At 72.1% G+C, this 23,576-nt stretch carries 19 protein-coding genes; 16 read left to right on the top strand and 3 right to left on the bottom strand.

What is annotated here, in order from left to right; translation table 11 throughout:
• Nucleotides 1-49: 49 nt before the first annotated feature.
• A complete protein-coding gene (locus IEY30_RS08710) occupies nt 50-958 on the bottom strand; it encodes a serine protein kinase RIO (RefSeq protein WP_030194518.1) in 909 nt (302 codons plus the stop codon).
• A gap of 251 nt (nt 959-1,209) precedes the next feature.
• Between IEY30_RS08710 and IEY30_RS08705 the strand changes: the two genes are divergently transcribed.
• The 4 genes from IEY30_RS08705 (at nt 1,210) to IEY30_RS08690 (ending at nt 7,566) form a co-directional block, all read left to right on the top strand.
• The gene (locus tag IEY30_RS08705) at nt 1,210-4,605 is read left to right on the top strand and encodes a DUF7379 domain-containing protein (RefSeq protein ID WP_030194520.1); all 3,396 of its coding nucleotides are present in this window, start codon (nt 1,210-1,212) and stop codon (nt 4,603-4,605) included.
• A 62-nt stretch (nt 4,606-4,667) separates the two neighbouring features.
• Nucleotides 4,668-5,543 (top strand): caspase family protein, encoded by an 876-nt coding sequence (locus IEY30_RS08700; RefSeq protein ID WP_030194523.1) that lies wholly within the window; start codon nt 4,668-4,670, stop codon nt 5,541-5,543.
• 128 nt (nt 5,544-5,671) lie between these two features.
• Nucleotides 5,672-6,871 (top strand): acyl-CoA dehydrogenase family protein, encoded by a 1,200-nt coding sequence (locus IEY30_RS08695; protein WP_030194526.1) that lies wholly within the window; start codon nt 5,672-5,674, stop codon nt 6,869-6,871.
• Nucleotides 6,872-6,912: 41 nt separating this feature from the next.
• Nucleotides 6,913-7,566, top strand: coding sequence for a YflT domain-containing protein (locus IEY30_RS08690; RefSeq protein WP_229674912.1), 654 nt, complete (start codon nt 6,913-6,915; stop codon nt 7,564-7,566).
• A gap of 123 nt (nt 7,567-7,689) precedes the next feature.
• On the opposite strand, the gene IEY30_RS08685 is transcribed toward IEY30_RS08690, so the two are convergent.
• On the bottom strand, nt 7,690-9,243 hold the full coding sequence (locus IEY30_RS08685; RefSeq protein ID WP_030194533.1) for an aminopeptidase P family protein: 1,554 nt from the start codon (nt 9,241-9,243) through the stop codon (nt 7,690-7,692).
• A gap of 145 nt (nt 9,244-9,388) precedes the next feature.
• Here IEY30_RS08685 and IEY30_RS08680 point away from each other — a divergent pair, with 145 nt between their 5' ends.
• The 3 genes from IEY30_RS08680 to IEY30_RS08670 all read left to right on the top strand — a co-directional run bounded on the left by IEY30_RS08680 (nt 9,389) and on the right by IEY30_RS08670 (nt 12,713).
• Nucleotides 9,389-10,942 carry a threonine/serine exporter family protein gene (locus IEY30_RS08680; RefSeq protein ID WP_229674911.1) on the top strand — a complete coding sequence of 518 codons (1,554 nt, stop codon included), beginning with the start codon at nt 9,389-9,391 and terminating at the stop codon, nt 10,940-10,942.
• A 104-nt stretch (nt 10,943-11,046) separates the two neighbouring features.
• On the top strand, nt 11,047-11,595 hold the full coding sequence (locus IEY30_RS08675; RefSeq protein ID WP_030194540.1) for a MaoC family dehydratase: 549 nt from the start codon (nt 11,047-11,049) through the stop codon (nt 11,593-11,595).
• Nucleotides 11,596-11,774: 179 nt separating this feature from the next.
• On the top strand, nt 11,775-12,713 hold the full coding sequence (locus IEY30_RS08670; RefSeq protein ID WP_052358332.1) for a type IV toxin-antitoxin system AbiEi family antitoxin domain-containing protein: 939 nt from the start codon (nt 11,775-11,777) through the stop codon (nt 12,711-12,713).
• A 126-nt stretch (nt 12,714-12,839) separates the two neighbouring features.
• Here IEY30_RS08670 and IEY30_RS08665 read toward each other — a convergent pair whose 3' ends face one another.
• Nucleotides 12,840-13,295 (bottom strand): sigma factor, encoded by a 456-nt coding sequence (locus IEY30_RS08665; RefSeq protein ID WP_081920346.1) that lies wholly within the window; start codon nt 13,293-13,295, stop codon nt 12,840-12,842.
• A 150-nt stretch (nt 13,296-13,445) separates the two neighbouring features.
• On the opposite strand from IEY30_RS08665, the gene IEY30_RS08660 reads away from it, so the two are divergent.
• From IEY30_RS08660 to IEY30_RS08620, 9 genes are all read left to right on the top strand, one after another.
• Complete coding sequence (locus IEY30_RS08660) at nt 13,446-14,336, top strand: PHP domain-containing protein (protein ID WP_052358333.1); 891 nt, start codon at nt 13,446-13,448, stop codon at nt 14,334-14,336.
• On the top strand, nt 14,333-14,947 hold the full coding sequence (locus tag IEY30_RS08655) for a MarC family protein (RefSeq protein WP_030194551.1): 615 nt from the start codon (nt 14,333-14,335) through the stop codon (nt 14,945-14,947). Before IEY30_RS08660 ends, IEY30_RS08655 begins: the two co-directional genes overlap by 4 nt.
• Nucleotides 14,948-15,059: 112 nt before the next feature.
• Nucleotides 15,060-16,310: an acetyl-CoA acetyltransferase gene (locus tag IEY30_RS08650; RefSeq protein WP_030194553.1), complete on the top strand. Its 1,251-nt coding sequence runs from the start codon at nt 15,060-15,062 to the stop codon at nt 16,308-16,310.
• Between the two features lie 60 nt (nt 16,311-16,370).
• Nucleotides 16,371-17,888: a carotenoid oxygenase family protein gene (locus IEY30_RS08645; RefSeq protein WP_030194557.1), complete on the top strand. Its 1,518-nt coding sequence runs from the start codon at nt 16,371-16,373 to the stop codon at nt 17,886-17,888.
• On the top strand, nt 17,872-18,876 hold the full coding sequence (locus IEY30_RS08640; RefSeq protein WP_052358334.1) for a winged helix-turn-helix transcriptional regulator: 1,005 nt from the start codon (nt 17,872-17,874) through the stop codon (nt 18,874-18,876). The genes IEY30_RS08645 and IEY30_RS08640 overlap by 17 nt, the downstream gene beginning before the upstream one ends.
• A gap of 5 nt (nt 18,877-18,881) precedes the next feature.
• Complete coding sequence (locus tag IEY30_RS08635) at nt 18,882-20,678, top strand: class I adenylate-forming enzyme family protein (RefSeq protein ID WP_081920347.1); 1,797 nt, start codon at nt 18,882-18,884, stop codon at nt 20,676-20,678.
• Complete coding sequence (locus IEY30_RS08630) at nt 20,675-21,694, top strand: NAD(P)H-dependent flavin oxidoreductase (protein ID WP_043416091.1); 1,020 nt, start codon at nt 20,675-20,677, stop codon at nt 21,692-21,694. The genes IEY30_RS08635 and IEY30_RS08630 overlap by 4 nt, the downstream gene beginning before the upstream one ends.
• A gap of 9 nt (nt 21,695-21,703) precedes the next feature.
• Entirely contained in the window at nt 21,704-22,588 is an 885-nt protein-coding gene (locus IEY30_RS08625) for a RecB family exonuclease (RefSeq protein WP_229674910.1), read from the top strand.
• Between the two features lie 146 nt (nt 22,589-22,734).
• A complete protein-coding gene (locus IEY30_RS08620) occupies nt 22,735-23,562 on the top strand; it encodes a ParA family protein (protein WP_081920348.1) in 828 nt (275 codons plus the stop codon).
• Nucleotides 23,563-23,576: the final 14 nt, after the last annotated feature.

Here is a 23,576-nt window from a genome sequence, read left to right as displayed (position 1 = left end):
GGTGGCCTCCATCTGGCCTGTGGGCCCTTCGGCAGGACGCCCAGAGGCGTCACCAGCGCGACGTCGCCGCCGCCATGAGGTCACCGAAGAGCAGTCCCTCGTCCACCGCGTACCCACGACGGGTGAACCAGTCACACATGTTGTGGGTGTCGCGCTCGAGGAACTCCGGGCCGTGCGGGTTGCCGATGACGTCGACGACCTGCGGCCAGTCGATGATGACGAGCCGCGCCTGCTCGCCCTCACCCTCGAGGAGCACGTTGTACGGCGACAGGTCGCCATGCGCCCAGCCGAGCTCGGCGAGCCGGAGCATCGCCTCGCGCAGCTGCTCGAAGAGCACCGGCAGCAGCTCGGCGTCGGGCCGCACCTGCGCGAGGCGAGGTGCCGCCTGCCCGTCGGAGGTGCCGATGAACTCCATCAGCATCTCGTCGTCGGACATCTGCACCGGGTAGGGCACGGGCAGGCCCTCGTCCCAGAGCCGCACGAGGGTCTGGAACTCGGCGAAGGCCCAGAGCCCGCTGATCAGCTCCTTGCCGAACGAGGTGCGGGTGCGCATGGCCCTCATCTCGCGCGACTTCCGCACGCGCCGCCCCTCGAGGTAGCCCGAGTCGCGGTGGAACATGCGGTGCTTGCTCGACCGGTAGCGCTTGCCGGCCATGAGGACGTCGCGGTCGGGTGCGCCCGGCACCCACCGGCGCACCAGGTGGACGTCGGCCTCCTTGCCGGTCTTGAGGACCCCGAGGTCGGCCTCGACCGCGCCGAGGTCGGTGATGACCCAGTCGGGCCGAGGCTTCGGGCCGTGGGTCGCGCCGTCCCAGCTCGACCACCGCTCACCCTCTGGTGGCCCGTCGGGGTCGGTGTCGACCGCGTACTGCTCGTCCTCGAGTCCGAGGGCGGTCCGGCCGGTCAGCCGGGGATCGATGACCTCGAGGTCGTCGTCGTGAAAAGTGTTGAAAGACAAGAGAACTCCAAGGAAGTAGAGATGTGGGCAGGCATGCCCGGGGCCGTGACGGTCATGTCACCCTCCTTGGGTCCTGGCGGCGGCCGTGTGCCGCTGCGCTCGCGAAGAGACTGGCGCATCCGGCGGGTCCGGCGCAACGGAATTGATTCGGCGCAACGGTCGAGGCGATTGCCGCGATCTGTATCACCGAGCACCCCGTCGACCTCTACCGTGGCAAGGAGCAGGGGAGACGTGTCGGAGGGAGCCCAGGTATGCCGTCCGCGTCCTTCGGTCGGGGAGCGGTGCGCGTGCGCGCGCCCCGGGGCTATGACGCGTCCCCCGCGTCGGACCGCACGGACCGTGACCTGCCGGGCGGGGGTGGGCGGACGGCCGAACGAGCAGCGCTCGTCGAGGCGCTCCGGGACGGCGACTTCGTCGTCGTCGACCGGATCGACCTGCGACCACAGCGCGCTCGCGACCTGGACGGGCGACCCCCGGCCAACCGGCGCGGCACGGTGAAGCTCGACGTCGACGTGCCGGCCGGTGAGGATGCAGTCGTCCTGCTCGAACGCGACGGCCTCTACTCGTGGCACCTGCCGGCCGACGCCGGGGAGCGCACGCGGTCGCTCGAGCACGGTCCGCGCACGGTGTCCTTCGAGCTGTCCGTCCAGCCGGATCCTCCTGCCCGCCGGGGCGGTTCGGCGACTCGCTCGCTCGCGGCGCCGTCGGCGCGGGCCGACCGGGGGTTGCTCGGCGACCTCGCGCACGGCGCCCTGCAGGCCATCGTGCTGCGCTTCGCCGCCCCGGTCGTCGTCGGCAAGGTCGTCGATCACCTCGAGTCCGGGGTACGGACCGGGCTTGTCCACGTCACGGGCGGGACGCTCGACCAGTGGAAGCCCGTCGCCACCATCGCCGACGTCGGACTGCCGACGGACCGCGCCGCCCGCATCCTGCTCCTCGTCCACGGCACGTTCTCCTCGACCGCCGGCGCGTTCGGCGCCCTCACGATGACGCCCGGGGCCGAGGGCTTCGTCGACACCCTCGTGTCCGCCTACGACGCCGTCCTCGGCTTCGACCACTGCACCCTCAGCGTCGACCCGGAGCGCAACGCGCGCGACCTCCTCGCGCTCCTCGAGCCGCACCGTGGGGAGCTCGTCGTCGACGTCGTCACCCACAGCCGCGGCGGGCTCGTGACGCGTGCGTTCGTCGAGTCGGTGCTGCCGGGCTCGGGTCTGCGCACGAGCGTCGACTCCATCGTCTTCGTCGCCGCGACGAACGGCGGCACCCACCTCGCCGACCCCGAGCGCTGGCACGACCTCGTCGACCTCTCCACGAACCTCGTCATGGTCACCGCCGCCGGCCTCTCGCTCGTGCCCGGCGGCGCTCCGTTCGCCGCCGTGGTCAGCGGGGTCGTGCGCGGCGTGGGGGCCCTGGTGAAGTACCTCGTGTCGTATGCCGCGGGTGACGACGGCGTGCCCGGCCTGGCCGCGATGACCCCCGACGGGCCGTTCGTCACCGCCCTCAACGCCGACCAGCCGGGACAGCCCCGCCCCGGGACCAACTGGCACGTCGTCACCTCCGACTTCCACGTGTCGCTCTTCGACGACCACCACAACCCGCCGGAGTTCCCTCGCGAGCTGGCGGTGAAGCTCGCCGAGGGCTTCGTCGACGGGATCTTCCAGGGGCGCAACGACCTCGTCGTGGACACGGACTCGATGTCTGCGATCGGACTGCCCGCGGGCGGCTTCGTGCGCGACACGTTCGCGCTCGGCACCAACGACGTCGTGCACCACGTCAACTACTTCTCGCAGCTGTCGGTCATCGGCGCGATCTCCCAGTGGCTGCCACTCGGTCTCGGGGCCTCGGAGGAGACGTCGGCACCGGAGTGGATGACGGCCGGCCCGGTGCTGGGCGGGGGTGACGAGGTCGGGGGAGACCGCGGGCTCGAGATGGCGGAGCCGCCGGCGCCGGCGGGTGCAGCACCCCCTCCGCCGGCACCACCGCCACCGGCTCCGCCGCGGGCCGCGCCGCCGCCGAGCGTCGCGCCGCCGCCGCCGCCGCCGACCGAGGCCCGACCGCCTGCGCCCCGGCCCGGTTCGACGCGCGCCGCGAAGAAGACGGCAACGAAGAAGACGGCAACGAGGAAGGCGGCCGCGAAGGCGCCGACCGAGGCCGAGCTGGCCGCCGAGATGCCCGGCGTCGTGACGCCCGGCTCGGACGTGACGGTGCGCGTGCGTCTCGCGCGCCAGCAGCTCGCGCCGACCGAGGGCACGGTGCACGCGGCCCAGGCCGTGCACGTCGACGCCGAGCGTCCGGTCAGCGTTCAGGTCTACGCCAAGGACAACGTGCAGGTGCTCGAGAACGACGCCAAGGTCTTCGGGCTCCCGGCCGGGGACTGGGCCAGCGAGCTGACCTTCCGGGTGCGCGCCCTCGCGCCGGGTCCGGTCCGTCTGTCGGTCGTGCTGCGACAGGGCTGGGTGCCCGTCGCAACGCTGATGCTGGAGGCCACGGCGGCAGCGGCCGGTCTCATGGCGCCCGCGCCCGCCACCGCCGTCGTCCACACCGGCATCGACGCACCCGAGCTCGACGGGCTGCCCTGCATCGACATCGTCGAGGGCCGGCGCGTCACCGGGGAGCGCGTCTACAGCTATGCCGTGCGCCTCGTGCCGGGGGAGCCCGCGCGGGCCTTCGAGTCGGCGCCGGTCCTGGGCCGCGACGAGTTCGTGCGCGACCGGATCGCCGAGGTCGAGCAGGTCATCAAGGACCCGGATCTCTCACCGCGCCAACGGATGTCGCAGCTGCAGAACACCGGGACGATGCTCTTCGACCAGTTCTTCCCCGAGGACATGCAGGCCTACCTCTGGGACCACCGCGACCTCGTGCACGACCTCATCGTCTACACCGACGAGCCGTTCGTCCCGTGGGAGCTCGTGCACCTCAAGCCGCCTCGGGGCAAGCGCGGCACCACGCCACGCTTCCTCGCGTCCGGCGGCCTCGTGCGCTGGCAGCTCGGCAGCTTCCCGCCCCGACGCGTCCGCGTGCGACGGGGCCACGCCCGCTCGATCTGCCCGGTCTACGCCGACCCGATGTTCAAGAACGACGTGGGGGTGGCCGAGGCCGGCTACCTCGCGGACCGCTTCGGGGCCAAGGCCGTGACGGCCACCCCGAGCGGCGTCGAGCGGCTGCTGCGCGGCGGCGGCTTCGACCTGCTGCACTTCTCGGGGCACGGGGCGGCCCGTTCGGACGACATCGTCGAGGCCAAGGTGCTGCTCAAGGGTCAGCGTCGAGGGACCACGGTGCGCCAGCAGTTCCTCACCGCGACGGACGTCTCCGAGAACCTCGACTGGACCGGGCCGGACAGCGTCGGGCCGCTCGTCGTGCTCAACGCGTGCCAGACGGGACGGTCCGGCGAGCTCTTCACGACCGTCGGCGGTTTCGCCAAGGCGTTCCTCGACGCCGGCGCCTCGGCGTTCGTCTCGTGCCTGTGGTCGGTCCAGGAGGAGCCGGCGCGGGTCTTCGTCGAGACGCTCTACGAGGAGCTGCTCAAGGGCACCCCCATGTCGCGTGCGAGCGCCCTCGCGCGCACCGCTGCCCAGGAGGCGGACGACCCGACCTGGCTCGCCTACGTCGTGTACGCGAGACCCGACGCGGTCCTCGAGACGGTGTGAGACGGCATACGCAACAAGCGAACCCACTCGACCGAGGGGTTCCCGACAAGGAAGGAACGGCCATGGCACGCAGGGCTCTGTGCGTGGGGATCAACGAGTTCGAGTCGCTACCGCAGTCGAGTTGGCTGGGCGGCTGCGTCAACGACGCCAACGACGTCGCCAAGGCCTTGCGGCCCCTCGGCTTCACCGGTCGCTCGACGACGGTGCTCACCGACGCCGCCGCCACGAAGAGTGCCGTCATGGGCGCCCTGACCAAGCTCGTCGACACGGCCAAGCCCGGCGACCACATCGTCTTCACCATCTCGAGCCACGGCACCCAGGTGCCCAACGAGCCGGGTGGGGACTTCGAGCCCGACGACCTCGACGAGGCCTTCGCCTGCCACGACATCCGGCAGAACGGCGACCAGTGGGACCGCGACACGGTCATCGTCGACGACGAGCTGCGCGACCTCTTCGCCCGCGTGCCGTCCGGCGTCCTGCTCGAGGTGCTGCTCGACACGTGCCACAGCGGCACCGGCCTGAAGGACCTCGAGGAGATCATGCAGGCCCAGCTGCTCGGCCGGAAGCCCCGCTTCCTGCCGCCGCCGACCCGCGAGGGCCTGGAGAAGACGCGGGAGCTGCGCGCCCTGGCTCCCCCCGGCCGCCCCGACCGCCGGGCGCTCGTCGAGCTGACAAAGAGCCGGTCGACCGCCTCGAAGCCCGTGCTCTTCGCGGCCTGCAAGTCCGGGCAGACGGCGTCGGACGCGACGTTCAGCAACCGCTCGAACGGAGCCTTCACCTACCTGTTCCTCAAGGCCCTCGCCGGGCAGCCCGGGGCGCCCCGCGCCGACCTGCTGCGCACCGTCACGGCCGGCCTCAAGGACGGCCACTTCAGCCAGCGCTCGACGCTCGAGGGGCCGGTCAAGTCCAAGAAGGTCGGCTTCGGCCAACCCTGGTGAGCCGCCACCCGGTGACCGACGACACAGGTGTCGACCCTCACACGCCTGCGCGGTGACCGCCCGGCCGGCGCGACGGCATACTCGGTCGCAGTTGACCGAGAGCCCAGACGCAAGGTGGCGATTCGAGCATGTCCCGACTGCAGCAGACCGACGGCCTCACCGAGGAGCAGACCGAGCTGATCAAGCTCGTCCGTGAGTTCGTCGACGAGCAGATCATCCCCGTCGCCACCGAGCTCGAGCACAAGGACGAGTACCCGCAGGCCATCGTCGACGGCATGAAGGAGATGGGGATCTTCGGGCTGATGATCCCCGAGGAGTACGGCGGCCTCGGCGAGTCGCTGCTGACCTACGCCCTCTGCGTCGAGGAGATCGCGCGTGGCTGGATGAGCGTCAGCGGCATCATCAACACCCACTTCATCGTCGCCTACATGGTGCTCCAGCACGGCACCGAGGAGCAGAAGCAGCACTATCTGCCCAAGATGGCGACCGGCGAGATCCGCGGCGCCTTCTCGATGAGCGAGCCCGGCTGCGGCTCCGACGTCTCGGCGATCAAGACCAAGGCCGTCAAGGGCGACGACGGCGGCTGGACCATCAACGGCCAGAAGATGTGGCTGACCAACGGCGGCTCGGCCAACCTCGTGGCCGTCCTCGTCAAGACCGACACCGGCGTCGACTCGGTCTACCGGAACATGACGACCTTCCTCATCGACAAGGAGTCGGGCTTCGGCGAGACCGCCCAGGGCGTCACCGTCCCCGGCAAGATCGACAAGATGGGCTACAAGGGCGTCGACACGACCGAGCTCGTCTTCGACGGCCACCGCACGACCGACGCCCAGATCCTCGGCGGCGAGCCCGGCAAGGGCTTCTACCAGATGATGGACGGCGTCGAGGTCGGCCGCGTCAACGTCGCAGCCCGCGGATGCGGTGTCGCGAGAAGGGCTTTCGAGCTCGGCGTCTCCTACGCCCAGCAGCGCGAGACCTTCGGCAAGAAGATCGTCGACCACCAGGCCGTGCTCTTCCGCCTCGCCGACATGGCCGTCAAGGTCGAGGCCGCCCACGAGATGATGGTCAAGGCCGCCCGCAAGAAGGACTCAGGCGAGCGCAACGACCTCGAGGCCGGCATGGCGAAGTACCTTGCGTCGGAGTACTGCTCGCAGGTCGTCGAAGACAGCTTCCGCATCCACGGCGGCTACGGCTACTCCAAGGAGTACGAGATCGAGCGGCTCTACCGCGAGGCTCCGATGCTGCTCATCGGGGAGGGCACCGCCGACATCCAGCGCATGATCATCGGCCGTCGCCTCGTGGAGGACTACAAGCTCAAGTCCTGAGCGTCCCTTGCCCGCGGCGGCGGGGATGCGAGGATGGAACCATGAGCCTGCAACCGAAGGGTCCGGGGGGACGCCAGGGATTCGCGACGCTGTCCCTGGAGTACCCCATGTCGCTGGGCGTGTTCGACCAGTACGTCGATGCGCAGAAGGCCGTCGACACGCTGTCGGACAACCAGTTCCCGGTCGAGAACTGCCTCATCGTCGGCACCGACCTCAAGCAGATGGAGCGGGTGACCGCGCGCCTGACGTGGGGCCGAGTCGCCCTCGGCGGCCTGCTGTCCGGCGTGTGGCTCGGGCTCTTCGTCGGCCTGATCCTCTCGCTCTTCTCCCGTCCCTCGAACCCCATCACCCTGCTGCTCTACACCGCGCTCTACGGCGCGGTCTTCGGCCTCGTGTGGTCGCTCGTCGGGTATGCCTTCACCCGCGGCGCGCGTGACTTCTCGTCCGTGAGCCAGGTCGTCGCGACGCGCTACGAAGTGTTCTGCGAGCACAAGTTCGCCCAGCAGGGACGCGAGATCCTCGCCAAGGCGGGCATCGCGGTCAGCCACACCGGCTTCGGCGCGTCGGCCGTCACGCCCGCGACGCCTCCGCCCGCCGTACCCGACGCGCCTGCCGCACCCGCGCCGACCGACCGTCCCGCGGCGACCAGGCCGCCGACCGGCACCGACGAGCCCGGCTCGCCGCCCGCCGGCTGAGCGACTCCGGCCGAACCGCCGGTCCGACCCGGCGGCTCGAACCGGCGGCGCGCCAGCCGAGACGCACCGAGCGCCCACCTCCCGACGGGGACGTGGGCGCTCGACGTGTGCGCAGGTTCGCGGTCAGGCGCGGGCGCCCCAGATGCCGGCGATCCACTGCTCCACCTCGGTGGAGCTGCGCGGCATCGCGGCCGAGAGGTTCTCGCAGCCGTCCTCGGTGATGAGGACGTCGTCCTCGATGCGCACGCCGTTGCCGCGGAGCTCGGCCGGGACGAGCTCGTCGTCGGCCTTGAAGTAGAGCCCCGGCTCGACGGTGATGACCATGCCCGGCTTGAGCTCGGCGTCGGAGTACTGCTCGCGGGTGGCGAGCGCGCAGTCGTGGACGTCGATGCCGAGGTGGTGGCTCGTGCCGTGCACCATCCAGCGGCGGTGGTACTGCCCGTGGTCGGCGTCGAGGGTGCCCTCGACGTCGACGCCCTCGGGCAGCAGGCCCCACTCGTGCAGGTGCTCGGCGATGACGCGGATGGCGGCCTTGTGGACGTCGCTGAACTTGTTGCCGGGCCGGCAGGCGGCGATGCCCGCCTCCTGCGCGGCGTACACGGCGTCGTAGATCTTGCGCTGCGCGTCGCTGAAGGTGCCGCTCACCGGCAGGGTCCGGGTGATGTCGGCGGTGAAGAGGGAGTCGACCTCGACACCGGCGTCGAGGAGCAGCAGGTCGCCGTCCTTGATGTCACCGGTGTTCTTGATCCAGTGGAGCGTGTTGGCGTGGTCGCCGCTCGCGCAGATCGAGTCGTAGCCGACGCCGTTGCCGTGGTGGCGGGCGTGCAGGCCGAAGACGCCCTCGACCCAGCGCTCGCCGCGGCCGCGGCGGACCGCCTCGGGGAGGTCGGCGATGACGGCGTCGAAGCCCAGGTGGGTGCCAGCGACGGCGTCGCGCATCTGCTCGATCTCCCACTCGTCCTTGACGAAGCGCAGGGTCGACAGGAACGCGGCGAGCTGCTCGTCGGCCTCGCGCTGGCGGTCGACGCGGGTCTCGGCCTCGGCGGCCTCCTGCGTGCCGGTCACGGCGTCGCGGGCCTTGTCGACGCGCGCCGCGACCTCGGCGTCGGCGTCGCGCACGACCCGGACCGTGACCTCGCCGGCGTCCTTGCCGACGGCCTCACCGAACTCGTCGATGTGCCGGGCGGTGAGGCCGAGCTCGGACTCGATGTCGGCGAGCGTGGGACGCGCCCCGACCCAGAACTCGCCGTAGCGCGAGTCGCCGAAGAACTCCTCGGTGTCGCGGTCGGCGAGAGGACGGAAGTAGAGCACGGCCTCGTGGCCGTCCTCGGAGCCCCCCTCGGAGCCGCCGTCGGTGGCGCGCCGGGGCTCGAGCACCAGGACGGCGTCGGGCTCGCGGTCGCTGCCGAGGCCCGTCAGGTGGGCGAAGGCGCTGTGCGGGCGGAAGACGTAGTCGCAGTCGTTGCTGCGCACCTTGAGACCGCCGGCCGGGATGACCAGGCGCTCGCCGGGGAAGGCGGCGCTGACGGCGTCACGACGACGGGCTGCGTGGTCGGCGACCTCGGCCCGAGGGGTCACCTCGGTGCTGCGCGGCGCCCAGCCGCTCGCGACGAACGCCCGGAACTCGTCGGTCGTCGCCGGCTTGCGGCTCGGAGAGGCTTTCTGCTCTTCACTCATTGCGTCATCGTGCCACGCGGGCGGGGTGCCACCGAACCGAGTTCTGGCGTGCTGGACGAGAACCGGGGGAGCGACGGCGAGAGGAGCAGAGTGGCACGCCGGGAGGGGTGTCCGCGGCGGTCCGGTCGTGGCATACGGTCGTGGGGTGGCCCGCACCGACCGACCCACCCGGCCGACCACCGCCCGCGCGAGCCTGCCCTCGCTGCGGGCCAGCACCCGGCGGGCCCTGAGCCCGAGCGGCCCGCCGACCGACGAGATCCCGATCTGGACGACGCCCGACGGCGTCGACTCGGTCACGGCGCAGGCCGTCATCGACCTCGCGATGCGCGCCGGTGTCGCGATGATCGCCACGGGCGCGGCGGCCGCGGACGTCACGGCGACCGTGCTGACCCTGACCAAGGCCTACGGGCTCAGCTCGGTCCACGTCGACGTCACCTACACCTCGGTCACCGTCTCCTACCACCGGGGCCCGAACGCCGACCCGATCACGGTCATGCGCATCGTGCGCTTCCGCGTGCAGGACTACACGCGCCTCGAGCGCCTGCGCGGCCTCATCGTCGAGCTCGCCCAGGACCCGGTGCCGGTCGACGAGGCGCGCGTGCGCTTCGACTCGGTCATCACGGCGCCGCATCCCTACCGCCGCTGGCTCGTCACGGTCGCCGGGGGCGCACTCGCCGCCGGCGCGGCGGGTCTCGTCGGCGGCGGCCCGTTCATCATCCTGCTCAGCTTCCTCACCGCGACCGTCGTCGGACGGGTCCTCGGCTGGCTCACCGGCGCCGGCGTGGCCGCCTTCTTCGCCCAGTGCGTCGGCGCGGCCATCCCGACCGCCGTCGCGACCCTCGTCGTCGTGGCCCAGTCGGCCGGCCTGACCTTCGTCGGCGACGTCTCACCCTCGCTCGTCGTGGCCTCCGGCATCGTCCTGCTGCTGTCCGGGCTCTCGGTCGTCGGCGCCGCGGAGGACGCCCTCGAGGGCTACTACGTCACGGCCGGAGCGCGCGGCTTCGAGGTGGTCGTGCTCTCGCTCGGCATCGCCGTAGGCATCTCCGTCGTGCTCTCGCTGGGCAAGCGCCTCGACTACCCGATCGCGATCAGCTCGCAGACGCTGCTCAGCGACAACGTCGTCGTGCAGGTCGTCTGCGCCGTCATCATCTCCGTCGCCTTCGCCGTCATGTCGTACGCGACCGGCACCGCCGTCGTGGTCGCGGGCCTGTCCGGCGGCGCCGGGTGGGTCGTCCTCGCACTCGCCGAGCGGACGCTCGAGCTCGGCGCGGTCACGGCGTCGGCGACCGCCGCGCTCGTCATCGGTTTCACGGCTCGACTCGTCGCGCGCCGCCTCACCATCTCGGCGCTCGCGGTGACGACCGCCGCGATCGTGCCGCTGCTGCCCGGGCGGATGGCCTACGAAGGCATCTCGCAGCTCGTCACCAACCCCGACGGCAACGGTTTCGCCGTCGGGGTTCCGACCTTGCTCCAGGCCTTCGGTCTGGGTCTCGGCCTCGCCGCCGGTGTCTCGCTCGGCACCTACTTCGCCAGCCTGCTCGTCGCCAAGCAGCAGGGGGTGCGTCCGCGTCCGGCCGCGGGGGCGACCCTCCCGGCCGACCCCGACCCGACGGCCAGGGGCAGCACCGCACCCGTCCTCTCCGAGACGAGCGACCTGCCCGCAGTGGCGGACGACACGGCTGGCCAGGGGCCATCGTGAGCAAGCACACGGCATACGACCATGGGCGTATGCCGTCCGCTCCGGCAGGCTGGGAGCCGCTCGTCCCAGCGGGGCCGGGTGAGTTCACTCGACGAGGAGCGGCAATGCAGTTCGGACGCAGCTACGAGGAGTTCGAGGTCGGTGCGGTCTACCGCCACTGGCCCGGCAAGACGGTCACGGAGTACGACGACCACCTCTTCTGCCTGCTGACGATGAACCACCACCCGCTGCACCTCGACACCCACTACGCCGCGGGGTCGACGCAGTTCGGGCAGAACGTCGTCGTCGGCAACTACGTCTACTCGCTCCTGCTCGGCATGTCGGTGCCGGACGTGTCGGGCAAGGCGATCGCCAACCTCGAGATCGAGTCGCTGCGTCACGTCGCGCCGACCTTCCACGGCGACACGATCTACGGCGAGACGACGGTGCTCGACAAGTGGGAGTCGACCTCCAAGGACGACCGCGGGGTCGTGCACGTCGAGACGATCGGCTACAAGCAGGACGGCACCGTCGTCTGCATCTTCCGGCGCAAGGTCATGGTGCCTAAGGAGAACTACCTCGAGGCGCGCGGCGGCGAGCAGCCCGGCCGTCCCGTGCCGGTGCCGGACAAGAACTGGGCCGGCCGCGACGCTGCTGCGCCCGAGCGGCCCTGAGGCGCCCACGTCCTCGCAACACACCGAACACTCGCCAACCTCTGCGGTTGTAGCCGTCCGGACTTGGTGATTGCTCGGTGTGTTGCCGGCCGTCCACATCCTCGGTCGCCTCATCCATCTCGTCCACAGGCGTGGCGCGGGTGGTGGTGGCGGCGGCCGTACGCTCCGACGATCGCCCCATGGACTCACGGATACAGGCCCTGGTCGACGAGCAGCACGGCGCGTTCTCGGCCGCCGAGGCCTCGGCGCGAGGCATCGATGCGACGGCGCTGCGCAGCGCCGCACGCGCCGGCCAGGTCGTTCGCGTCCGTCGGGCGGCCTACGTCGACAGGGTGGCGATGCTCGCTGCTGGTCCCGACGAGCGCTTCCGGCTCGCCGCCATGGCGGTGGCTCGCACGCGCCCCGGCGACGCTCTCAGCCACCACGCCGCGCTGGCTCTGCACGGGCTGCCGCTGTGGGGCCACGACCCTGCACGCATCGACCTTTTGGGGGATGCCCGGCAGATCGTGCACCGCAGCGGGGTCAGCGTACGGCCGCTGGAGGGGGCCCACACCGAGCAGGTCCGCGGGCTGGCCGTGGTCGGCGTCGCTCGAGCAGTCGTCGGGACGGCTCTGACGATGGGCCCGGACTGTGCTGTGGTCGCCGGCGATGCCGCCCTTCACCGGGGACTCGTCGGGCTCGACGACCTGCTGCACGAGGTGGCCGGGGTGTCGCCGCACGAGGGCCGGCAGCCTGCGCTCGATGCGGTGCTGCGCATGGACGCCAAGGCCGAGTCCGTCGGCGAGTCGCGCACGCGCCTGATCCTGCAGGACGCCGGCCTGCCCCACGAGAGCCAATACGTGATCACGGACGAGTTCGGTTTCGTCGCCAGGGTGGACTTCCTCGTCGACGGCGTCGTGCTCGAGTTCGACGGCAAGCTCAAGTACCAGCGCTCGCGCGACCGGGAGGACGGTCCCGAAGCGGACCCCGGCGAGGTGGTCTGGCTCGAGAAGAGGCGCGAGGACCGGGTGCGCCGTCTGGGCTACCCCTTCGAGCGCGTGGTCTGGGACGAGCTGTCCCGGCCGCAGGTCCTCGGCCGCCGCCTGCGCGACGCGCGTCGAAATCGTCGCAGCGCCTGACCCGGCAACACACCGAGCAGGCGTCAGCCTCTGCGGTTACAACCGCAAAGGCTTGCGGCTGCTCGGTGTGTTGCGGAGAGGGGCACGGGCCAGAGCGGGGCGAGGCTGCCTTCACCGGGCCCGCGGTCACCCAGCCGACTGCGATGTCGTTCCCTGGGAGGGTGCGACGCCGACCTGCAGGGGACCGGAGTCGGTCAGTGGCCGTCGCTGCTGCTCGGGCAGGGTGCGCAGCAGGCGGACGACCTGGTCGCGGTCGTTGCTCGTGCCCTCCGCGTCGCGCAGGCCGGCGCCAAGGGCCGCGCGTGCCGGCATCTCCGGAGGCGTGTCGGTCACGACCTCCCGGCGCGTGGCGCGCCAGACGTCGGTGCGGTGGTTGACGAGGACCCGTCGGGCGTAGGCGAGCGCCTCGCCCTCACGCACCCGCGGCCACGCGGCATACGTCTTGACGAGCGACGCCTGGGTCAGCTCCTGCGCCCGGTGGTGGTCGCCCGTCAGCAGCCACGCAGTGCGCAGCAGCGACGGTCCGGCCTGCTCCATGAAGGCCGTGAAGTCGGCGTCGCGCGCAGCGTCGCGTCGGCTCACGTCGTTCCCCTGTCCGTACTGTCCATGCCCTACCTACGGGCCGTGTGCGACAAAGGTGGCCAGCCGGCGACCACGACGGGTCCACGGCTCGTGCGGACCTGCGGGGTGGCATCGACGGCGGCGCGCACGTCGGCCCCTAGGCTGAGGGGCGTGACCACGACCGGTTCCGCGCGCGAGGCGCGCACGCGTCCGGTCATCGACCTGCACACCCACTCGGCCGTCAGCGACGGCACCGAGACGCCGAGCGAGCTCGTCGCGGCGGCGGCGGAGGCCGGCGTCGACGTGCTGGCCATCACCGACCACGACACCGTCGCCGGCTGGGCCGAGGCGGCCGAGGCGGCGACCGCCCACGGCATCACGCTGGTGCGGGGCATCGAGATCTCGTGCGCCTGGCGCCACTCCTCGATCCACCTGCTCGGCTACCTCACCGACGACGACGACGCCGAGCTCACGCGGGAGCTCGCGCGGGCACGGGACTCCCGGTCCACCCGACTCCAACGCATGGTCGCGCTCATGGCGGCGGACGGCATACCCCTGGGTTACGACGAGGTGCTCGCCCAGGTGGGCCCAGGGGCGACGCCCGGTCGGCCGCACATCGCCGACGCCCTCATCGCGAACGGCACGATCCGGCACCGGGACGAGGCGTTCCGGTCGTGGCTCGGCGACGACTCGCCCTACTACGTCGGCCACTACGCGCCCGACCCCGTCCGGGCCGTCGAGCTGGTGCGGGCCGCCGGCGGCGTGCCGGTCATCGCCCACCCCTTCACCCGGACGCGATCCGGGGCGCTCGACGACGCGCTCGTCGAGCGGATGCGCGACGCGGGGCTCGTCGGGCTCGAGGCCTACCACCGCGACCACGGGCCGGAGGAGGTCGCCCGGGCGCAGGCGCTCGCCGGCCGGCTCGGTCTGGTGCTCACGGGGTCGAGCGACTACCACGGCGAGGGCAAGCGCAACCGGCTCGCCGAGAACACCACGGCGCCCGAGGTGCTCGAGGCGATCGAGGCCGCCTCCAGCGGGGTCACCGAGGTGCTGAGGCCGTGAGCGTCTTCGATACGACGATCTTCCTCAGCACCTTCATCACCCTCGTCGTCATCCTCGACCCGCCCGGGGCCGTCCCGATCTTCCTCGCGCTCACGGCGTCGCTGACCAGGACCCAGCGCAACGTCGCGGCCCGGCGTGCCTCGCTCGTGGCCGTCCTCGTCATCGCGATGTTCGCGCTCTTCGGCCGCAGCATCCTCGACTACCTCCACATCTCCATCGCGGCCCTGCAGGGCGCCGGCGGCCTGCTCCTGCTCCTCGTCGCCCTCCAGCTGCTGACGGGCAAGGAGTCCGACGCGCTCGCCGACGCCGGGGTCAACGTCGCGCTCGTGCCCCTCGGCACGCCGTTGCTCGCCGGGCCGGGTGCGATCGTCGCGACGATGCTGGCGGTGCAGCGCTCGGACACCACGGGGGAGTATGCCGCCGTGGCCGCGGCGCTCGTCGCCGCCATGCTCGCGGTCTACCTCGTGCTGCGCTTCGCCGGCCGGGTGCGCGCCCTGCTGCGCGAGAGCGGCACGATGCTGCTGACCCGGATCGCCGGCCTGCTCCTGTCGGCGATCGCCGTGCAGATGGTCGCCAACTCGGTGCGCGCGTTCGTCGCCGGCGAGGGCTGAGAACGGCCTCCTCGCTCCTGCCAGCTCCCAGGAGTGACTCTGTCAGCTGTAGTACCGTGCCCGGTGAAGGACAGGCTGGGCACCGACGGCGGCGTCGGGAGCGGAGGCGGACATGACGGCCGGCAGCCCGAGCACCTCCCCGGACGGGGTCTGGGTGCTCGGTGGGTTCCAGACGGACTTCGCGCGCAACCTGACCCGCGAGGGCCGCGACGTGTCGCACCTCGTCGGCGAGGTCGTCGACGGCACCCTCGAGGCGGCCCGCGCCGCTCCTGCCGCCGTCGAGGTCGTCCACGTCGGCAACGCTTTCGGGCAGCTCTTCACCGGCCAGGGCCACCTCGGCGCCATGCCGGCGACGGTCCGCCCCGACCTGTGGGGGCTGCCCGCGAGCCGCCACGAGGCTGCGTGCGCGTCGGGCGGTGTGGCGCTGCTCGCCGCCATGGCCGACCTGCGCGCGGGCCACTACGACTGCGCCCTCGTGCTCGGTGTCGAGCTGGAGAAGACCGTGCCCGGCGACGAGGCCGCAACGCACCTGGGCGCCGCCGCCTGGGTCGGACGCGACGGCGAGGGCGCCCGCTTCATGTGGCCCCACGTCTTCAGCGTCGTCGCCGACGAGTACGACCGGCGCCACGGCCTCGACGACGCGCACCTGCGAGCCATCGCCGCGCTCAACCTCGCCAACGCCCGACGCAACCCCAACGCCCAGACCCGCGCCTGGGACCTGCCCGACCTGACCGGCCCGGACGCGACGGACGACGCCCTCAACCCCGTCGTCGAGGGCCGCCTGCGCCGCTACGACTGCAGCCAGGTCACCGACGGCGCCGCGGGCGTCGTGCTCGTCTCCGACGCGTGGCTGCGCGACCACCCCGGCCGACGGCCGGTCGCCCGCATCGACGGCTGGGGCCATCGCACCGTCGGGCTCGGGCTGCGCCAGAAGCTCGAGCGCGACCGGGACGAGCTCTACGTCCTGCCCCACGTGCGCCGGGCCGTCACCGACGCCTTCGACCGGGCCCACGTCACCCTCGAGGACCTCGACGGCTTCGAGGTCCACGACTGCTTCACCCCCACCGAGTACCTCGCCATCGACCACATCGGTCTCACCGGGCCGGGGGAGTCCTGGAAGGCGGTCGAGGACGGGTCGATCGCTCCCGGCGGGCGCCTGCCGATCAACCCGAGCGGCGGGCTCATCGGCGGTGGACACCCGGTGGGGGCGAGCGGCATCCGCATGCTCCTCGACGCCACCAGGCAGGTCAGCGGCACCGCGGGCGACTACCAGGTCGAGGGTGCCCGCACCTTCGGCACGCTCAACTTCGGGGGCAGCACCGCCACCACCGTCAGCCTCGTCGTCGGCGCCGTCGACGACTGAACAGCACCCCGAAACCGCCCCAAGACCACCCCGAAACCACTGCGAGGCAAGGAGACCCGGATGGACATCGACATCGTCGGTCGGATGCTCTCGACCCTGCCCGCGGACGACGACCACCCCTACCGCACCGGGCCGTGGCAGCCGCAGACCACCGAGTGGCGGGCGGACGACCTCGACGTCGTCGAGGGTGAGGTGCCGACCGACCTCGACGGCGTCTACCTCCGCAACACCGAGAACCCCGTGCACCCGTCGCTCAAGCACTACCACCCGTTCGACGGCGACGGCATGGTCCACGTCGTCGGCTTCCGCGACGGGAAGGCCTTCTACCGCAACCGGTTCGTGCGCACCGACGGCCTCCTCGCCGAGCAGGAGGCCGGGCAGTCGCTGTGGGCCGGGCTCGCCGAGCCGCCCTACCTGTCGCTCCGCGAGGACGGCTGGGGGGCCCGCAGGCAGATGAAGGACGCGTCGTCGACCGACGTCGTCGTGCACCGCGGCACGGCCCTGACGAGCTTCTACCAGTGCGGTGACCTCTACCGGCTCGACCCGATGTCGGCCGAGACGCTGGGCAAGGCGACGTGGCACGGCCGCTTCCCCTTCGACTGGGGCGTCTCGGCCCACCCCAAGGTCGACGACCGCACCGGCGAGCTGCTCTTCTTCAACTACAGCAAGGACGCGCCGTACATGCACTACGGCGTCGTGGACGAGGCCGACGACCTCGTGCACTACATCGACGTCCCGCTGCCGGGCCCTCGCCTCCCGCACGACATGGCGTTCACGGAGAACTACGTCGTGCTGAACGACTTCCCGCTCTTCTGGGAGCCCGAGGCGCTGGCCAAGGGTGCGCACGTCGCGCGCTTCCACCGCGACATGCCGAGCCGCTTCGCCGTCGTGCCGCGGCGCGGGCAGACGAGCGACATCCGGTGGTTCGAGGCCGAGTCGACCTACGTGCTGCACTTCGTCAACGCCTACGAGGAGGGCGACGAGATCGTCCTCGACGGCTTCTACCAGGGTGACCCCGAGCCGAAGGACAACGGCATGGGCAACCGGTGGGAGCGCGCCTTCCGCTTCCTCGCCCTCGACCGCATGCAGGCCCGGCTGCACCGCTGGCGGCTCGACCTGCGCACCGGGCTCGTCAGGGAGGAGCAGCTCTCCGACAGCATCACGGAGTTCGGCATGATGAACGGGGCCTACGCCGGCGGGAAGTACCGCTACGCCTACGCCGCGACCGGCAAGCCCGCCTGGTTCCTCTTCGACGGGCTCGTCAAGCACGACCTCCAGACCGGCACCGAGGAGCGGTATGCGTTCGGCGACAACGTCTTCGGCAGCGAGACCGCGATGGCTCCACGCGTCGGGAGCGCCGGTGAGGACGACGGCTACCTCGTGACCCTGACGACCGACATGAACGAGAACGCCTCGTACTGCGTGGTGTTCGACGCCGCTCGGGTCTCCGACGGCCCGGTCTGCAAGCTCCGGCTGCCGGAGCGGATCTCGAGCGGCACCCACTCCACGTGGGCGCCGGGAGCCGAGCTGCGTCGCTGGAGCACCGCCGAGACGGCAGCGGATGCGATCGGCCTCTGAGCCGACGGTCGACGACGTCGACCTCGGCACCGTCCCCACCCAGCTCGAGCCCGGCTCGACCAACGCCATCGGCCGCATGCTCGGCCTGCTCGGTGACGAGTGGACGCTGCTCATCCTCCAGCGCGCCCTGCGCGGGACGACCCGCTACGGCCAGTTCCTCGACGAGGTCGCGATCTCCAACGCCGTGCTCTCCTCGCGGCTGGCCACCATGGAGCGCGAGGGCGTGCTGCACCGCGTCGTCTACCAGGACCGGCCGGTGCGGGCCGAGTACGTCCTCACCGCACGCGGCCGTGGCCTCTGGCCCGTCACGATCGCCATCTGGGACTGGGAGCGCCAGTGGGTGCCGGGTCACGCGCAGACGCTGCCGGCGATGCGCCACGCGCTCTGCGGGCAGGACTTCACCCCCGACCTGACCTGCAGGGTGTGCCGTGGGGCCGTGCCGTCGAGCACCGTGCATGCCGAGTGGGGCCCCAGCGGGTCGTGGGAGCGGTCCGTCCCCGACTCGACGACGCGGCGTCGCTCCGACGCCCGCGTGGACCGGTCGCAGGCCGGCCTCTTCCCCGAGACGATGTCGATCTTCGGCAACCGGTGGTCCTCGGCCCTCATCGGCGCCTCCCTGCGGGGACTGACGCGCTTCGGCGACTTCGTGGACGCGTTGGGCGCACCACCCGCACTCGTCGCCGAGCGGCTGCGGTCCTTCTGCGACATCGGCGTGCTCGAGGCCCGAGGCCGGCGCGGGCCGGGTCGGGTGGGCCGGGCGGAGTACCACCTCACCGCGAAGGGGCACGCCTTCTATCCCGTCGTCGCGGTCGCCATCGACTGGGCGCAGCACTGGTATGCCGCGGCCGAGGGTCCTGCCCTCGTCCAGCAGCACGTGCCGTGCGGGGCACCGCTCGCCGTGGCGCTCGCGTGCGACCAGTGCTCGGCGGACCTGCACGGCAGCGACATCGAGATCGTCCCGCGCACCGCACGTCGAGGGGTCAGGTAGACGTCATGACCGACGCAGTGACATCAGCCGCAACGTCGGCCGGAACCTCGGCCAGCACCTCGGCCAGCACCTCGGCCGGGAGGCCGGCACGGGGACTCCACCCGCCGGACAAGGTCGCCGACTACCGCGCGAGGGGGTGGTGGGGCGAGCAGACGCTCGACGGCCTCTTCGCCGACCAGGTCCTGGCCCGCGGCGACGCGCTCGCCGTCGTCGACCCCGCCAACCGGGAGACCCTGCTCGGCTCGCCGCCGCGGCGGCTCACGTGGCACGAGCTCGACGCCGAGGTGACCGCCCTCGCGGCCCGCCTGCTGTCGCTCGGGCTCGGGCGGGGTGACGTGCTGGCGGTGCAGCTGCCCAACACCGTCGAGCTCGTCGAGGTCTACCTCGCGGCGTGGCGGCTCGGGGTCGTGGTCTCGCCGCTGCCCGTGCAGCTGCGGGAGCGTGAGGTGGCCGGCATGTGCGCCCGAGCCGGCGTGACGGCATACGTCAGCTGTGCACGGTTCGGCGAGCGTCAGCTCGTGGCCGAGGCGGCCACGGCGCTCGCCGACGTGGACTCGATGCGCGCCGTCGTCGCGTACGGCCCCGAGTCGGAGACGTCCGAGCTGCCCATCGGCGTGCGGGTGTGGCACCCCGAGGCGGCCATGGACGCCGACCGCCGCACGGTCGAGGCGCATGCCGCCGGCGACCCCAACGAGGCCAACGACGCCGTGACGATCTGCTGGACCTCGGGCACCGAGAGTGCGCCGAAGGGCGTGCCGCGCTGCCACATGGACTGGCTCGCGGTCGGCGTCGCCACGACCGAGGCGCCGCAGGTGACGGTCGAGGACGTGCTGCTCAACCCGTTCCCCATGATCAACATGGCGGGCATCAGCGGGATGTTCCTCCCGTGGCTGCTCAGCGGCTGCGTCCTCGTGCAGCACCACCCGTTCGACCTGCCCACCTTCCTCGGGCAGGTCGCGACCGAGCGCGTCACCTACACGTGTGCGCCGCCGGCACTGCTGTGGATGCTGCTCGGCAACGAGGAGCTCATGGCGCGCGTCGACGTCAGCAGCCTGACGCGGATCGGCTCGGGGTCGGCGCCCCTGCAGCCGGCGATGGTGCGCGGCTGGCAGGAGCGCCGAGGCATCAGCGTCATCAACTTCTTCGGCTCCAACGAGGGGATCGGCCTGCTGTCGAGCCCGGTGGACTTCCCCGACCCCGAAGACCGGGCGCAGTTCTTCCCCCGGTTCGGCGCGCCCGGCGTGACGTGGTCGACGCGCGCGGGAGAGTGGACCGACACCCGCCTCGTCGACATCGTGACGGGCGAGGACGTGACCGAGCCCGGCCACCCGGGCGAGCTGCACATCAGCGGACCGAGCGTCTTCGCCGGCTACCTCCACGGCGAGGAGCTGCCGAGCCCCTTCGACGACCGCGGCTACCTGCGCACCGGGGACCTCTTCGAGATCGCCGGCGACCGCGGCCAGTTCCTCCGCTACCTCGACCGCGCCCGCGACCAGGTGATCCGCGGCGGCACGAACATCGCCCCGGCCGAGCTCGAGGGCCTCATGGCCGACCACCCCGCCGTCGCCGACGTCGCCGTCATCGGCGACCCGGACGAGCGGCTGGGGGAGCGGGTGGCGGCCGTGGTCGTGCTGCGGCCGGGGGAGACGCTGACGCTCGAGGAGCTCGTCGCGTGGCTGCGCGAGCGCAAGATCGCCTCGTTCAAGCTGCCCGAGCGGCTCGAGGTGCGCGACGAGCTGCCCCGCAACGCGGTCGGCAAGGTGCTGAAGCGGATGCTGCGCCGGACCGGGGTTCGCGAGTGACGCCGGACGAGCTGCTGCGCTCGCTGCGGCTGCCCGTCATCGCGGCGCCGATGTTCCTCGTGTCCGGGCCCGAGCTCGTCGTCGCCGCGGCGCGGGCCGGCATCCTCGGGGCGTTCCCGACCCAGAACTGCCGGACTCCGGAGCAGCTCGACGAGTGGCTGGGGCTCATCTCGGCCGACGCGGGCGCCGCGCCCTGGGCGGTCAACCTCATCACCCACCGGACCAACGGCAGGCTCACCGACGACCTCGCGCTCGTCGCGCAGCACCGGCCGCCGGTCGTCATCACCGCCCTCGGCTCCCCGCGACCCGTCATGGAGGTCGTCAAGGGCTACGGCGGTCTCGTCGTGGCCGACGTCGTCGACCTCGCCCTCGCCCGTAAGGCGATCGCCGCCGGTGTCGACGGGCTTGCCTGCATCAGCGCCGGGGCCGGCGGGCACACCGGGCACCTCTCGCCGTTCGCGTTCGTCTCGGCCGTGCGCGAGATCTTCGACGGGCTCGTCACGGTGGGCGGCGGCATCGCCGACGGCGCCGGGGTGGCGGGAGCCGTGGCGGCCGGCGCCGACCTCGTCTACCTCGGCACCCGCTTCCTCGCCACGACCGAGAGCAGGGCCGCCGACGCCTACAAGCAGATGGTGGTCGACCACGGGCCCGACGACCTCGTCGTCAGCGACGGCATCACCGGCGCCGACGCGTCGTGGCTGCGCCCGAGCCTGATCGCGCACGGGCTCGACCCCGACCGGCTTGCCGGCGAGGCCGCTCCCGGCGGTGCGCGCGCGGGCCACCGGGACTACGACGTGCGCGACTACGACGTGGCCGTGTCCGAGGCCAAGCGCTGGTCCGAGCTGTGGGCGGCCGGGCAGGGGCTGCAGAGCATCCGCTCGGTGGCACCCGTCGCCGAGGTCGTGGACACGCTCGAGCGCGAGTTCCACACGGCCGCAGACCGGCTCGCGACCGTTGCCGGTTCACGACGCCGGGGTGGGGATGTCGTCGGACGTGGTGTCGGTCCCGCGTCGTAGGGTGTCGGCGTGACGACGGGACCGGCCGAGCAGACGACCTTCGCCGGCATGCCCACGCCGCTCTACTCCGGGTCGCCCTCGCGCCTGCTCGCCTGGCTCGACTGTCCGCGCCGCTACCGCATGCAGTACCTCGATCGTCCGCGTCCGCAGGCCCGGCCGCAGCGCGCCCACACCTCCGTCGGCATCGCGACGCACAACGTCCTGCGCGACTTCTGGGACCTGCCCGCCGGGCAGCGCACGCCCGCCGGGGTCGCCGAGCTCGTGCGCACGTCGTGGATCGACGTCGGCTTCCGCGACCCCGAGCAGTCCGCCGCCTGGCGCCTCCGGGTCCGCGACGCCGTCACCGACTACCTCCGCACGAGCGACCGCGACAACCAGCCGGTCGGCATCGAGCGCAGCGTGTCGCTCAAGACCGACGAGGTCGCCATCACCGGCCGCATCGACCGGCTCGACGACCGTGACGGCGAGCTCGTCGTCGTCGACTACAAGACCGGCCGACAGGTGCCCACCGACGACGACGCGCGCACGTCGCTGCCGCTGGCGTTGTATGCCGTCGCGGCAGCCAGCATGTTCCGCCGGCCGTGCCACCGGGTCGAGCTGCACCACGTGCCCTCGGGCACGGTCTCCTCGCACGAGCACACCGACGAGTCGCTCGGGCGCAAGATCGCCGAGGCCGAGTCGATCGCGTCCGACCTGCGGCGGGCCGACGCCGAGTTCAAGGACGTCGGCATCGAGTCGAGCCGGTTCCCGCCGCGCACCTCGGCGATCTGCTCGTGGTGCGACTTCCGCGCCCACTGCCCCGAGGGTCAACAGATGGGGCCTGAGAAGTCCGACTGGGCCGGTCTCGAGCCGGCGGGCTACGACACCACCCCACGGGAGCGGGACGATGCCTGACACCGATCTGCGGTGCTCGCCCTGCTGACACGGCTCGCCGTGCGCCGGCACGGCCAAGGGCCCGTCGTGTCGGCTCTGTCACGTGCCGAGCGCGCCCCGCGGACGATCTCGGCGTTCTGAGCGCCCGACCTGACAGACTGGGACGCATGGCGCCCCGCACCCGCACGTCCGGCTCGTCCACGGCGTCCGGCAACGCTCGGTCCGCTGCCGACGGAGGCCCCACGGTCATCGCGCTGGCCAACCAGAAGGGTGGCGTCGCCAAGACGACGTCCGTCGCGAGCATCGGCGCGGCCCTGGCCGAGCTCGGCCAGCGGGTCCTGCTCGTCGACCTCGACCCGCAGGCCTGCCTCACCTTCTCCCTCGGGGTCGACCCCGACACCGTCGAGCGCTCGATCCACGACGTCCTCACCGGCTCCGCCGAGCTCAACGACGTCGTCGTCACGTGCGAGGAGGGCGTCGACCTCGTCCCCTCCGCCATCGACCTCGCCGGGGCCGAGGCCATGCTGCTGCCACGACCCGGGCGCGAGTACGTCCTGCGCTCGGCCCTCGAAGGCGTCGACACGGCATACGACGTCGTCCTGCTCGACTGCTCGCCGAGCCTCGGGGTGCTGACCCTCAACGCGCTGACGGCCGCCGACGCGCTCATCATCCCGATGCCGTGCGAGATGCTCAGCCACCGCGGCGTCGGGCAGCTGCTCGACACCGTCGCCGACGTGCAGAAGATCCTCAACCGCGACCTCGAGGTGTGGGGCATCCTGCCGACCCTCTTCGACGGGCGCAGCAACCACGCGCGCGAGGTGCTCGCCGACGTGGGGGAACGCTACGACCTGCCGGTGCTCGAGCCGCCGATCCCCAAGACGGTGCGCTTCGCGGAGGCGCCCGCGGTGGGCCGCTCGATCCTCGCGACGGCCCGCACGTCCAAGGGCGCCCAGGCCTACCGCGACGTCGCGACGGCCCTGCTCGCGAGGCTCTGAGCCGGGTCGCACCG

It is taken from the genome of Terrabacter tumescens (genome assembly GCF_014646815.1).
GTDB lineage: Bacteria > Actinomycetota > Actinomycetes > Actinomycetales > Dermatophilaceae > Terrabacter > Terrabacter tumescens.
This window is presented reverse-complemented; position numbering and strand designations above follow the sequence as displayed.

Coding starts and splice junctions, on each gene's coding strand:
- IEY30_RS08620 (WP_081920348.1), top strand. CDS start 22,735: ATGGCGCCCCGCACCCGCACGTCCGGCTCGTCCACGGCGTCCGGCAAC.
- IEY30_RS08650 (WP_030194553.1), top strand. CDS start 15,060: ATGACGGCCGGCAGCCCGAGCACCTCCCCGGACGGGGTCTGGGTGCTC.
- IEY30_RS08705 (WP_030194520.1), top strand. CDS start 1,210: ATGCCGTCCGCGTCCTTCGGTCGGGGAGCGGTGCGCGTGCGCGCGCCC.
- IEY30_RS08685 (WP_030194533.1), bottom strand. CDS start 9,243: ATGAGTGAAGAGCAGAAAGCCTCTCCGAGCCGCAAGCCGGCGACGACC.
- IEY30_RS08690 (WP_229674912.1), top strand. CDS start 6,913: ATGAGCCTGCAACCGAAGGGTCCGGGGGGACGCCAGGGATTCGCGACG.
- IEY30_RS08640 (WP_052358334.1), top strand. CDS start 17,872: ATGCGATCGGCCTCTGAGCCGACGGTCGACGACGTCGACCTCGGCACC.
- IEY30_RS08645 (WP_030194557.1), top strand. CDS start 16,371: ATGGACATCGACATCGTCGGTCGGATGCTCTCGACCCTGCCCGCGGAC.
- IEY30_RS08635 (WP_081920347.1), top strand. CDS start 18,882: ATGACCGACGCAGTGACATCAGCCGCAACGTCGGCCGGAACCTCGGCC.
- IEY30_RS08670 (WP_052358332.1), top strand. CDS start 11,775: ATGGACTCACGGATACAGGCCCTGGTCGACGAGCAGCACGGCGCGTTC.
- IEY30_RS08700 (WP_030194523.1), top strand. CDS start 4,668: ATGGCACGCAGGGCTCTGTGCGTGGGGATCAACGAGTTCGAGTCGCTA.
- IEY30_RS08695 (WP_030194526.1), top strand. CDS start 5,672: ATGTCCCGACTGCAGCAGACCGACGGCCTCACCGAGGAGCAGACCGAG.
- IEY30_RS08675 (WP_030194540.1), top strand. CDS start 11,047: ATGCAGTTCGGACGCAGCTACGAGGAGTTCGAGGTCGGTGCGGTCTAC.